Source organism: Erysipelatoclostridium sp. DFI.2.3, assembly GCF_019132535.1.
GTDB classification, from domain to species: domain Bacteria; phylum Bacillota_I; class Bacilli_A; order Erysipelotrichales; family Erysipelotrichaceae; genus Clostridium_AQ; species Clostridium_AQ innocuum.
Genome location: NZ_JAHOOJ010000020.1, coordinates 39,194 through 51,712 on the forward strand (window position 1 = coordinate 39,194; position 12,519 = coordinate 51,712).

At 45.7% G+C, this 12,519-nt stretch carries 10 protein-coding genes; all 10 read right to left on the minus strand.

Annotated features, from left to right (window positions below):
- Nucleotides 1-5: 5 nt before the first annotated feature.
- The 10 genes from agaB to KSZ58_RS17335 all read right to left on the minus strand — a co-directional run bounded on the left by agaB (nucleotide 6) and on the right by KSZ58_RS17335 (nucleotide 12,432).
- The gene (gene agaB / locus KSZ58_RS17290; protein ID WP_008818473.1) at nucleotides 6-473 is read right to left on the minus strand and encodes a PTS galactosamine transporter subunit IIB; all 468 of its coding nucleotides are present in this window, start codon (nucleotides 471-473) and stop codon (nucleotides 6-8) included.
- 74 nt (nucleotides 474-547) lie between these two features.
- A complete protein-coding gene (locus KSZ58_RS17295; protein ID WP_009588705.1) occupies nucleotides 548-3,280 on the minus strand; it encodes a sigma 54-interacting transcriptional regulator in 2,733 nt (910 codons plus the stop codon).
- A gap of 56 nt (nucleotides 3,281-3,336) precedes the next feature.
- On the minus strand, nucleotides 3,337-3,840 hold the full coding sequence (locus tag KSZ58_RS17300; protein WP_002607251.1) for a PTS sugar transporter subunit IIB: 504 nt from the start codon (nucleotides 3,838-3,840) through the stop codon (nucleotides 3,337-3,339).
- A 372-nt stretch (nucleotides 3,841-4,212) separates the two neighbouring features.
- The gene (gene glgA, locus KSZ58_RS17305; RefSeq protein WP_002607250.1) at nucleotides 4,213-5,652 is read right to left on the minus strand and encodes a glycogen synthase GlgA; all 1,440 of its coding nucleotides are present in this window, start codon (nucleotides 5,650-5,652) and stop codon (nucleotides 4,213-4,215) included.
- Entirely contained in the window at nucleotides 5,652-6,767 is a 1,116-nt protein-coding gene (glgD, locus tag KSZ58_RS17310; protein ID WP_217752833.1) for a glucose-1-phosphate adenylyltransferase subunit GlgD, read from the minus strand. Before glgD ends, glgA begins: the two co-directional genes overlap by 1 nt.
- Before the next feature lies 1 nt (nucleotide 6,768).
- Nucleotides 6,769-7,905, minus strand: coding sequence for a glucose-1-phosphate adenylyltransferase (locus tag KSZ58_RS17315; protein ID WP_008818468.1), 1,137 nt, complete (start codon nucleotides 7,903-7,905; stop codon nucleotides 6,769-6,771).
- 283 nt (nucleotides 7,906-8,188) lie between these two features.
- Nucleotides 8,189-8,944 carry an ABC transporter ATP-binding protein gene (locus tag KSZ58_RS17320; protein WP_008818467.1) on the minus strand — a complete coding sequence of 252 codons (756 nt, stop codon included), beginning with the start codon at nucleotides 8,942-8,944 and terminating at the stop codon, nucleotides 8,189-8,191.
- A complete protein-coding gene (locus KSZ58_RS17325; protein ID WP_008818466.1) occupies nucleotides 8,937-9,809 on the minus strand; it encodes an ABC transporter permease in 873 nt (290 codons plus the stop codon). Before KSZ58_RS17325 ends, KSZ58_RS17320 begins: the two co-directional genes overlap by 8 nt.
- Before the next feature lie 259 nt (nucleotides 9,810-10,068).
- Nucleotides 10,069-11,058, minus strand: coding sequence for an ABC transporter substrate-binding protein (locus KSZ58_RS17330; protein WP_008818465.1), 990 nt, complete (start codon nucleotides 11,056-11,058; stop codon nucleotides 10,069-10,071).
- Between the two features lie 642 nt (nucleotides 11,059-11,700).
- Complete coding sequence (locus KSZ58_RS17335; protein WP_008818464.1) at nucleotides 11,701-12,432, minus strand: MerR family transcriptional regulator; 732 nt, start codon at nucleotides 12,430-12,432, stop codon at nucleotides 11,701-11,703.
- Nucleotides 12,433-12,519: the final 87 nt, after the last annotated feature.

The following is a 12,519-nucleotide window of genomic DNA, read 5'->3' on the forward strand; positions in this document are numbered from 1 at the left end:
TTTTGTTATTCAATAGCGGATTTCGGATCTCCCGGTACATCCTGTGCATACACATTGATGCCCTTTGATACCAGATACTTCAAATCATCCATGTCTTCATCATCGACATAGACCTTCTTAGTCATAGCGCGTTTCCCTTCGGAGAAATGCATGTTTCCCACATTTACCTCCTTCAGAGCAACACCGGCCTCCACCAGACGGCGGACATCCTTCGGCGTACGGCATACGATAAAGATTTTCTGTTCCGGTGCTGCCCTGCCAATGATGGCAGCCGTTTTTTCAATCGTAAAGAAACGGATTCCCACACCGGATGATTTTGCTGTGACACTCATCAGTGACTGCTGGATTCTGTCCTCTGCAGCAGTGTCGTCCGCCACAACAATCAGATTGGCTCCCAGCGTCTTTGTCCATGTGACCCCAACTTGTCCATGTACCAGACGGTTGTCAATTCTTGTTAATAGAATATTCGGCATATATTCCACCTCCATTCACTTTTATAATCAGCAAGAAACGTGCCAACTTTCTGTCGCGGCACGTTTCGCTTGATTTATTTAGGGTTTTTGAAGTAATTCAATACATAAAGTGCTTCCGGCGCCGGAAGTTCGACACTATATCTCATTTCCACGCCACTAAAGGCATCCTTGACCTTGTCAACACGATCCTTTTTACCTTCTACTGCCTTTTCCATACCCTCCACATGCTCAATTCCCTGTTTCAGGATCAGGCGTTCGATCAGACAGCTGATATGTACATACAGACCCACCTTACGGGTGGCATCCAGCTCCTCGTTCAGATCCTCCTCCAGATTTTCCACAATTTCCTCCACATCGTCGATAATCTTTTCTCCGTTCAGAATAGTCAGATGATTCACGATATTGGACAGGGTGAAATTCTTTGTGATATTCTGATTGAACGCCTCCAGATCGACAGCTCCCAGATACCGCTGCATCAGCTGTTCCAGAACGCCGATTTCATCGTTCATCATAACACTTTCAATCGCCATAAACGGAATGCCGCTCACCTTGGGATCCAGCGTTCCGACAATCAGCTCCACCTGATACCGGTTGAAGATGGAATCACGGTTCCCGTTTTCCACCAGCTGCTGATAATTATAAGGGATGATTTCCAGATCGATTTTGCGTGGCAGGGAGCCCTCCAGCAGCTCACTGATTTTTTTCGCTGCCCCAAAGCCGGTGGCACAGATGGAAAGGATGGCAGATTTCTTTTTTCTGCTTTTCAGATAGTGTGTGGAAAGCTGATGGTTCTCCTTCACCAGCTGCAAAATTTCCTCCACTCGTTTTCCCTGCATGATGTAGTTGCCGACCTCCAATGCCATAGCGGTAGATACATTGTTGATCAGCGCAATATTATAATCGGACATCGGCTTGATTCTTGTATAGATTTCCTCCAGACTACCCATATCCACCAGAAAAATCAGTTCGTGTATGGTTCCCTTGCGCTTCAGATAATCATCTGCCAGCTGCGCCACCTTATCGATGGTGATATTGATTTCCATGTCGATACCGTCAAACACATACTGCCCCAGCATACGGTTCGCTGTATCCGCAATACTGCTTGCGGTGGAGTAGCCATGGCATAGAATAACACCGACACAGGAGCTGACCTCTTCATTCTGATAGCCCGCAAATGCGATGGCGATGATCACCAGCAGCAGCTCATCAAGCTCCAAATCCAGATTCAGACGCACATTCTCCACAATTTCCTCTGCTATATGGAAGATTCTCGGCATTCGCTCCTGAACCTCCTCCACCAGCGCTTTTACCGTTTTCTGATGCGCACTGATCCAAACATTGGCATCGGTTGCACATTTTGAATATTCAACAAGAATGCGGGAATAGATTTTGATTTCATTATTCGGTATGTTGATGGAGTATTTATTCATGACAATGGAATAGATTTTATCCAGCAGCTTCAACAGGTATGCCTCACTCGTATTTTTCTGATAGCGGTTATGAAACATGACATAATCAATATAGCTTTGTATGAGAATTCCGGTTTTTTCCATATACGCAGGAAAGGCATTTGTCGAGGTTTGATATCCCTCATACTGCGTGACCAGCTGACTGTACAGATGCAGCAGCGGGGACGCCTGATTCAGCGAGCCCTTGAGCCGCTCGATTGGTATCATAGCCTCCTGCATGCCATGGGTGGAGGATTTCAGCTGCACGGAGGTCAGGGATGGAAAGATATAATCCGGCAAATCAGCCACCTGTATTTTCAGCTTCGGCTCTCCCTGATGGACGAGGAAGGAATTTGCACAGGCTGCCTTGATGGCATTTTTCAATGCCCCGACATTGCCGATAAACTCAAAATCCATCAGACTCTGATAGGCGAGATTGCTGATGAGGATTTCTTTACCAAGGCGTTTGCTCTCCTTTGTGAAAATCGTGTAGATCAGCTCCCGCTTTTCAATCAGCGGACGATCCTTCAATGCCGGAACAGTAATCGTTATTGGAATTCTTCGCAGCAGGGTCTTTAACAGAACATTCTGCGGGTCCTCCGTTGTTGCGAAAACCAGTCGGCATTTGGAATAATACCAGTTTTCATTATCCCCGACCTTGTGATACATACCCTTGTCCATAAAGAAAAACAGCTTTTCCTGACATTCCGCCTTCAAACAGTGCACCTCATCCAGAAACAGCAATCCGCCGTCTGCCAGTGAAATCAGCCCGGGGTTATCCTCATCCGCTCCGGTATAGGCTCCCTTTACATTTCCGAACAGATTGGTTGTCAGCAGCTCTGGATTATTTGCATACTCCGAGCAGTTTACCGCCACAAATTTCTTGTTCTTTCCAATAATATTCTGATTCACCGCATATTCATACATCATGGAGGCAATCATGCTTTTCCCCGTACCGGTCGGTCCGTTGATCAGAATCGGCAGTCCTCCGGGATAGGATACTGCCGCCTTGCAATGCTCCACCACACTGGATAGAGAATTGTTACAGCCGATCAGCTGTTCAAAATCCTGTGCATCTCCCACCAGCTCCTGCGCAAGCTGTTCAAATGAATCAAAGGTGCATTTGGTCACAACACCGCTCCATTTGTTTTCCACAGCCTCACGTACAAAAAAGTATACCGGGCGGGAATTGATTTTGATTACATCCCCTGTCTTTACCCTTTCATTCAAATACTGGGATACCGTATTGCGACTGATATGCAGTGCATCAGCAATACTGACTGCTGTAAATCGCGTGTGCTCCTCTATGGCATATTCCTCACAGCGTTTTTTCAATTCTTCAAATACGATTTCCTTCATTGCGTTGCGCCTGCCTTTCCATTCTCAACATACATGTATACAAAAGCGAAGACCATTTACCTTCTCCGCTTCATTGTCTCGTAATCAAGCTCACTGAATTTCTCAACAGCCGATCCGGGAACATCCTGATAGAATACCTCTGTCCCCTGTGAAATCATATAGTTTATGTCCTCAATATCCAGCTGTGTAAGATATACCTTTCGGTTAAATGCGACTCTCCCCTTTTCATAATGCATATTGCCGACATTGACACGCTTCAATTCAATTCCCGCTTCCACCAGCAGACGCGCCTCATGCGGTGACTGTACGACAACGAACAGCTTTTGATGACTTGTGTTGTCATTGTATGCACGGATGAAGTCATGTACTGTATAAAAGCGGATCTGACGGCTTGCGGCAGAGGCAACACTCTGCATCAGCTTCTGTGCAAAGCTGCTGGCGGCAGTCAGGTTATCCACAACAACAATCGTGTCAATATTTAAGGTACTTCCCCATGTAAGACCAACCTGTCCATGGACAAGCCGGTTGTCAATTCTAGTCAATTCAATTCTTGCTTTCATATGAACCACCTCATTTCTTTCATTTTAACCCATTTTCCAAAGAAATGATATCCTAAAAAAAATTATAATACAAGCACAGGTACATGCTGTAAATCCATAACAGCTACAAAAGACTGCTTTTTCATCAGATTCGGAATATGCCTCCTGCTTACAAAATCGAATATGCGCATAGTATAACCGTTTTACCATATCAGAAAGAGGAATTCACCTTCCAGAATGATAATATCTATATCGGAATGCCCTGTGATCTGAATCATGAACTGAACAGTATGTAAATTTTTCTATGCTGATATCGAAAAGCTGTACAGGCTCGCTACCACTCGCAAGCTAAAAAAAGACATACTGTTTTACACAATATGCCTTTCTGTTTCCTTATGGATGCAGCTGACCGTACAGCTGACAATAAGTTTCCGCACTCTTTGCCCAGCTGACATCTGTATTCATCGCATTGCGGACAAGAATCTTCCAGTCCTCCTTACGATTATAATAGACATCAATGGCATTGTACATCACCTGAAGCATTTCATCAGAGTTGTAATTCGCGAAGCTGAAGCCGTTACCTGTTTTCTCAAATTCGTTATACGGTGTTACCGTATCCTTCAGACCTCCGGTTTCACGTACCAGCGGCAGTGTACCGTAGCGCATGGATATCAGCTGTGAGATTCCACACGGTTCAAACAGAGATGGCATCAGGAACAGATCACATGCACCATAGATGCGGTGTGCCAGAGAATCATTGTATCCCTTGTAGAATGCAATTTTCCCTTTGTTTCCTGCTTCCAGCTGCGCCATCTTTTCCTCAATGCTTGCCTCTCCGCTTCCTAAAACAGCAAGCTGAATCGGCATAGCACAGATTTCAGAGAGCTTTTCCATCATCAGATAGAAGCCCTTCTGCCAGGTAAGACGGGAAACAACACCGATCAGCAGTACATTCTGATCCACATTCAGACCGAGCTCCTTCTGCAGTGCTTCCTTATTCAAGCCCTTGGCTTTCTTTACATTTACCTTGTTGTAGTGATATGGAATTTCCGGATCATTCTTCGGATCCCAGTATTCAATATCAATACCGTTTGTGATTCCCCACAGGTCATATTTACGGATATTCAGCACCATTTCCAGATGCTCGCCGTACTGCGGCGTCAGAATCTCCTGAGAATATGTAGGGGAAACTGTTGTCACCTTGTCCGCATACAGAATACCGGACTTCATGAAACTGATTCCACCGTCGTAGCGTACATTTCCGTTGTCATAAATTCGATAATCCAGTCCCAGACAGCTGTCCAGCATTTCCACACCGAAGTTCCCCTGATAAGCCAGATTGTGAATCGTATAAACAAAGCGGATATTGCGATAGCGTTCATCAAAGCTGTGACCTTCCTTGCACATAGCAGGAATCATACCGGTATGCCAGTCATGACAGTGCATGATTTCCGGGAAGTAGTTCAGCTGATTGCACATTTCAATGACAGCCTTCTGGAAATAAGCAAAGCGTTCCCCGTCATCAATATGTCCATACATTTCTTCACGCTCAAAGTATCCCTTGTGCTCAACAAAATAGAATTTTACATCCTTGCGCATGGTTGACCAGATATTTACCGGTACCTCATGATACGCAATACTCACGGAAAACTGAGCCTCCAGCGTAAATTCATGGTGAAATTTCTGAGCAATTTTCAGGTACAGCGGCATGATAACACGCACCTCATGACCCTTTTTAGCCAGCTCATTCGGCAGGGAGCCGATTACATCTGCCAGTCCTCCGCTTTTAATAAAGGGAAGACCCTCGGCAGCAACCATCAATATTCTTGCCATTAAATTTTATCATTCCTTTTCACGTACAGCGGAGTGTCGGCAAGGCCCAGCAGTTCTTTTTTACGGACGATTCTTGCTTTCTTATCCACTACTACATTTTCAATATGCACATCTTCACCGATCATGGCACCCGGAAGGATCACACAGTTTTTCACAACTGCCCCCTTCTTGATAATCGCACCACGTCCGATAACACTGTTTTCAATATCACCCTCTACCAGACATCCGTTGGAAACCATACTGTTTTTCACACTGACACCTGAATAGTACTGTGTAGGACAGGAATCGTTGGTTCTTGTATAAACCGACCAGTCTGTATGGAACAGATCCATCGCCTTATCATAGTCCAGCAGATCCATATTGGCATTGTAGTAGCTCTTGAAGTCATTGATACATGCCACAAAGCCACGATGTGCAACACCACGGATATCCAGCTCCGCACACTCATCGTTTACGATATCACGGAACCAGTACAGGGAAGAGATATTCGCTGCCTTCTTAACCAGATCCATGAACAGCTCCTTGCTCAGGATATAGGTTTCCAGAGAAATCGTTCTGGATTTAGAGTTTCCGCGATTCTTCTCCAGAGACAGAACACCCTTCTGCTTGTTCAGATTCACAACATCACAGTTCACAAAGGATTCCTTTGCATTATCCACATTCTGATACAGCATAGTGATATCCGCACCGCTTTCGATATGCGTATCCAGCAGCGCACTGAAGTCCTGACGGAAAACAAAGTGACTCGGTGTCAGAACAACGTAAGGATAATTGGCATCCTCGATTGCCTGCATGTTGTACATATAAGAATTGATATCATTGCTGTAGAAATCATTTTCATCCATGCTTTTTGCCGGCAGGATGTGCAGCTTTCCACGCTTGGAGTTAATGTTGTAATGACGTCCGGTTCCCAGATGCTCCAACAGAGATCTCGGATTTGTTTTTACAAACACCTTGATATGATTTACACCGGAATTACTCAGATTAGAAATTGGAAAGTCGACCAGACGATATCTTCCCAGGAATGAGAAGGCGGATACCGGGCGATAATCCTGCATACCTTTGACCTGTACATTAGGTCCTTCATAATTAACAATACCGATTGCATTGCACATATTACTCACCCCTCACTCTCTTGCTGATCAGTTCGATTTCTTCACTGTTCGGATCACCTACGACAGCACCGGCATCAATCTTGACACCCTGCATGACGATGGCACGGTGAATGACGGCACCCTCGCCGACCTCCACATCCGGTAACAGTACCGAATCGTTGACCTTCGCATTCTTTGAAACCTCCACGTTCGTGAACAGGACTGAGTTGTTGATTTCACCATCGATGACACATCCCTGGTTGATGTATGCATTATCCACCTTACCATTCGGTCCGATATAATGCGGAACAGTTGCTACATCCTCTGTATAGATTTTCCAGTTTGGATCATTCAGATCCAGCTCGTTGTTTTTGCTCAGCAGGTCCATGTTTGCTTCCCACAGGGAATCCACGGTTCCTACATCCTTCCAGTAACCCTTGAATTTCCATGCATACAGACGCTTGTTCTCCGCAAGCATAGCAGGAATGATATCCTTTCCGAAGTCATGGTTGCTGTTAGGATCATCCATATCTGCGACCAGCATTTTTCGCAGCTGCTTCCAGTTAAAGATATAGATACCCATGGAAGCCAGATTGCTCTTCGGATGCTCCGGCTTTTCCTCGAATTCCACGATACGGTCTGTTTCATCCGTGTTCATAATACCGAAGCGGCTTGCTTCCTTCATCGGTACCGGCAGTACGGCGATCGTTGCATCGGCATCGCATGCCTTGTGGTGGGAAAGCATCTTGGAATAATCCATCTTGTAAATATGATCTCCCGACAGAATCAGAACATACTCCGGATTGTGGCTGTCGATGAAATCGATATTTTGTGAGATTGCATCTGCAGTTCCGCGGTATACGTCAAACGCTGCTCCGTCTTTCTCACGAGGCGGCAGTACGTATACACCACTGTCTTTTGCATCCAGTCCCCAGCGCTGTCCAGCTGCTGCATAGGAATTCAGCAATACACTCTCATACTGTGTCAGTACCCCGACAACGTTGATGTTGGAGTTGGCACAGTTGCTCAGCGGGAAGTCGATAATTCGATATTTCCCTCCGTAATACACTGCAGGTTTTGCAATCTTCTTGGTCAAGGCATACAGTCGTGTTCCTCGGCCTCCGGCTAGTATCATAGCCAGCATGTTGTTTTGTCTCATGTAAATCCCCCCTTAGGAATTTTTTCTATATATTAAGTATAATGATTTTCAACATAAATTTCCACCCTTTTTGTAAGAAAAATGAACTTTATGTATGCGTTTTCAGCTTTTCGGGCATAAATGACGCCAAAAGCAAAAACACGCGGAAAAGTCAAGTCAAAATTTCATTGATTTTTTTCTGGTTTTCATGAAATTTATGCTCAATCTTATACTCGCATGTTCATTATATTATCGTATGCGGCAGATTATTCCAAGAAAAACAATCTGCCAAATACTTCCTTTTTCAGACAAAGTCGTACATGTTGAGAAGGTCATCGACCGTTGTGTTCTTTCTTTCTTCCCCTTCCAGCACCTTGACGATTTTCCCTTCATTCAGAATAATCGTCTTGTTGCCGTATTCCAGTGCCTGCTTCATGTTGTGCGTAATCATGAGCGTAGTGATATGGTTCTCCTTTACAATTCTCTCTGTGATATCCATGACAGAGGCGGCCGTTTTCGGATCGAGCGCCGCCGTATGTTCATCCAGCAGAAGAAGCTTCGGTGTGACGATGGTAGACATCAGCAGTGTCAGAGCCTGCCGCTGTCCTCCACTCAGCAATCCCACGGTTGTGGAAATGCGATCCTCCAGACCAAGTCCCAGCTCCTTCAGCTTTTCGATAAAGAAGCTTCGATCACCTTTTTTTATTGCCCGGCTCAGCGTTGTCCGTTTACCACGACTGTATGCCAGCCCCAGATTCTCCTCAATGGTCATATGCGGCGCCGTTCCTTTTAAGGGATCCTGAAACAGGCGTCCGATTTCTCTTGCCCGCTTATATTCGGGATAGACTGTAATATCCTTTCCATCCAGCAGGATCGTTCCGGAATCACTCATAATGGAACCGCTGATTACATTCAGCAGCGTGCTCTTTCCGGCACCGTTGGTACCCAGCACACTGATAAAGTCACCATTCTCCACATGGAAGGACAGATGATCCAGAGCCTTTCGCTCATTGACGGTATTGGCGTGAAAGGTTACGCTGATATCCTTTAAATCAAGCATGCGATCCCCTCCTTCTCTTTTTCAGATGCGGCAGTGATATTGCCAGTGCCACAAGCGCTGCGGAGAACAGGTTCAAATCACTTGCCCCGATTCCCAGCTGCAGTGCTACGGTCAGAATAAACCGATAGACGATTGCGCCCACAACGACAGCCGCAAATTGAAAGCCCAGTGTTTTTCTGCGGATAAATGCCTCACCCACAATGATGCTTGCCAAACCGACAACCATCATACCGATTCCTCCGCTCACATCCGCAAAGCCCTGATTCTGTGCGAAGACTGCACCACCCAGCGCCACCAGGGCATTGGCAAGTGCGATACCCATGATTTTCATCAAATCCGAGTTGATGCTGCTGGCACGCACCATCGCTTCATTGTCACCGGTTGCCCGAAGACTCATTCCCAGCTGTGTTTTCAAAAACAGATACAGCAGAAGGATCAGAAGGATGAGAAGCCCGGCAATCATTACACCATAGGCATGATCACCAAGCACTGCCTCCAGCGGTGTAAAGATGGTTTTCTTTCCGAACAGGGATACATTCGGCATGCCGTTCAGTATTTTCAGGTTGACGGAATACAGGGCTGTCATTGTCAGTATACCGGCAAGCAGGGACTGCACCTTGCATTTGGTCTGCAGCAGACCGGTTACCAGCCCCGCAAGACCTCCGGCAAGGAACGCCATGAGTGTACCGATAAACGGGTGAGCATTCATTGCGAATACGGCAGATACCGCACATCCGGTTGTAAAGCTCCCGTCAATCGTCAGATCGGGAATATTCAAAACGCGGAAGGAAATAAACACCCCCAGCGACATGATGGAAAATATCATGCCGAGTATCACCGCATCCTGTATGGTTGATAATGCCATAACCCTCATCCTCTCTTCTACTATACTGTTACCTGTACCGCTTACTTCTTACATCAGCCCTATGCTCCTTACAGATTTTTTCATACGGCTGTATGGCTGTATGATACAGATTCCATTACGAACCATGTATTACTTTCTTAATCTGTTTAGATTCCGTCCTGTTTTTTCAATACGAAATCTGTACCCAGCACGATTATCTTCCTTTTATATATCTTTTATATCCTTATATATGACAGGCCTGTTCCTATTGTGCACAGGCTTACATCATGACCAGATTTTTGCTGTTTTCTACATCCTTTGGAAGCTGAATGCCCAGTGTCTCCATCGTTTTCTCATTTACATAGATATTCAGATTATCCTTGAAGACCTTAACCGGCAGATTCTCCACATCCTCGCCCTTCAGAATTTTATCCGTCATTCTTGCCGTTTCCTTGCCAAGCTCTGTGTAATCAATACCAACCGTCGCAAAGCCGCCGTCACTTACCATGGAATCAGCACCTGTATATACCGGAACCTTCTTCTTGTTTGCAGTTTCCACAAGAGCACTCATAGAGCTTGCCACCGTGTTATCGTTTGGTGCAAAGATCGCATCACATTTATCGGTAAGCACACTGACTGCGCTCTGAATCTCCGTGATGTTTGCGCCGCTTCCCTCCACCAGCTTGATATCGTGTTTTTTACAGAATTCCTTTGCCTTTGCCAGATTGCTTACGGAATTCGCTTCGGAGCTGTTGTAAATAAAGCCCAGTGTCTTCAGATTAGGGTCTACCTTCAATGCAAGATCGAGTATCTGATCCACCTGAATTTCATCGCTTGTCCCTGTGATGTTGTTGTTCGGTTTTTTCAGATCATCCATCAGACCTGCCCCTACCGGATCACTGACTGCGGAGAATACGATCGGAATATCCTTGCTGTACTTCGCTGCCGCCATAGCTGTCGGTGTTGCAATTGCCACGATGACATCACTCTTGTTTCCGGCAAATGTCGACATGATGGAATTCAGCGTGTTCTGCTGCCCGCCGGCATCCTTGAAGTCCAGCTTGATATTTTCTCCATCCTTATAGCCCAGTGCCTCCATCTCTGCCTTGAAGCTGTCACGAATCGTATTCAGTGACTTATGCTCTACAATCTGCGCTACCGATACCACCGGTATTTTTTTCTCAGTTTTCGTATCCTCCTTGCTTCCACATCCTGTTAATACGCCTGCACATAGTAGAAATGCAGCTGCTGCCTTACATAATTTTTTCATGACCTGTTGTCCTCTCTTTCATTGTGTTGTTTTGTTTCCTTCGTTTATATGACGTCTGTTTACCCTTATGCCATCGCCATTCCTCTGTGCTCTGTAACACAATGACCACCTCCCTTATATAAAAAAGCACCCGTCCAAAAGTCTGTTGACTTCAGGACAGATGCTGTTAGGTTCATCTGCGGTACCACCTGATTTGATCGTTCCATCTATTGGAAACCATCCTCTCATCAAAATGCCGACACATTTCTAGCCCTGTAACGTAGGCATACGTCTTGGATACTGAGCTGCGCCGTTCACCTTGCCCTCCAGAGTCCATTTACAAAACTGCATTTCTGCCGCGATTCCACCATCCGCGTGCTCTCTATAAGCGCATCTTTCTGCTTGATCTCTCTGTCTTTGGTTTCCTATAGGATACACCTCTTCTTTTTGCTTGTCAACACTTTTTCTGAAATTTTACATTTTTTATTCTGAAAATATTTTCACCATTTACAGGAACAGCGTCTGTCTGCTTACAGCTGCATCGTCTCTGTGTAATCAGGTGAATGTGCTTCCCTATGTAATGTCTGCATTCACAGAAGCCTACTGCCTGGCGGGCGGGCAAATGGTGATGCGTTGGAGATAATAGAGCCATATCTGTTTTGCCTAGCCGTGTTCTCCCTGCGAGTTTCCATACAGATGAAATCCGCTCCATAGCTGCAGGATGGCAGTTACAGCAGTGATACAAAAGACAGCACCAGATTGCTGCATATATGCTTCCTTGCAGGAAATCGCTGTCAGGATACCACAGATAAAAGCAAGCACAGCGGTCAGCCCGAGCTGCTTCCAGCCGATTTCCATATACTGCAGACCGTGAATTCTCGTATCATAATACATATTTTGTATAAGCTGCAAAATGAAAACAAGCAGAAGGGCAATCAGCCACAGATTGGTTGTACCCGGTAGCCAGGGAAACAGAAGAAAGCCGGTAGCGCCCAGCATGCACTGGATTACTCCCAGCAATAGGGAGGGCTTTCGGATATATACATATGGACACATTTCGTTTGTATATTCCATTTCTGCCTCCTCATGGTGCATACGTTTTCGTAGTACCGTGCGCTGACTTTGCAGGCGCACCATCTGCATATCAAGCTCATGAATCAGCTGTTCATAGACCTGAGGTGCATATTCTTCCTCTATAAGGATTGCACGTATTTCCTTTATATGCAGTCCCATCTGCCGCATGGCATGAATATCTCGCAATGTTTTCAGGCAGTCTTCATCATAATCGCGGTAGCCGTTTTCCAGCTTTACCGGCTTTACAAAGCCCTGATCCTCATAATACTGTACAGCCTTCCTGCTAAGACCGCTTTTCTCCATAACTTCTTTCAACAGCATTTCTCTGTCCTTTCTGGCTTTCCAAGTTGCCTTCCCTTTTGAATCACAGGCAGCCCTTTTTTTACCTGCAAGTCATACTATGAAAGC

What these genes read in the sequence shown, in the direction of transcription:
- KSZ58_RS17300 (WP_002607251.1), bottom strand. Translation starts at nt 3,840, where the DNA reads ATGAAAGCAAGAATTGAATTGACTAGAATTGACAACCGGCTTGTCCAT.
- KSZ58_RS17330 (WP_008818465.1), bottom strand. Translation starts at nt 11,058, where the DNA reads ATGAAAAAATTATGTAAGGCAGCAGCTGCATTTCTACTATGTGCAGGC.
- KSZ58_RS17295 (WP_009588705.1), bottom strand. Translation starts at nt 3,280, where the DNA reads ATGAAGGAAATCGTATTTGAAGAATTGAAAAAACGCTGTGAGGAATAT.
- KSZ58_RS17325 (WP_008818466.1), bottom strand. Translation starts at nt 9,809, where the DNA reads ATGGCATTATCAACCATACAGGATGCGGTGATACTCGGCATGATATTT.
- glgD (WP_217752833.1), bottom strand. Translation starts at nt 6,767, where the DNA reads ATGTGCAATGCAATCGGTATTGTTAATTATGAAGGACCTAATGTACAG.
- agaB (WP_008818473.1), bottom strand. Translation starts at nt 473, where the DNA reads ATGCCGAATATTCTATTAACAAGAATTGACAACCGTCTGGTACATGGA.
- glgA (WP_002607250.1), bottom strand. Translation starts at nt 5,652, where the DNA reads ATGGCAAGAATATTGATGGTTGCTGCCGAGGGTCTTCCCTTTATTAAA.
- KSZ58_RS17315 (WP_008818468.1), bottom strand. Translation starts at nt 7,905, where the DNA reads ATGAGACAAAACAACATGCTGGCTATGATACTAGCCGGAGGCCGAGGA.
- KSZ58_RS17335 (WP_008818464.1), bottom strand. Translation starts at nt 12,432, where the DNA reads ATGCTGTTGAAAGAAGTTATGGAGAAAAGCGGTCTTAGCAGGAAGGCT.
- KSZ58_RS17320 (WP_008818467.1), bottom strand. Translation starts at nt 8,944, where the DNA reads ATGCTTGATTTAAAGGATATCAGCGTAACCTTTCACGCCAATACCGTC.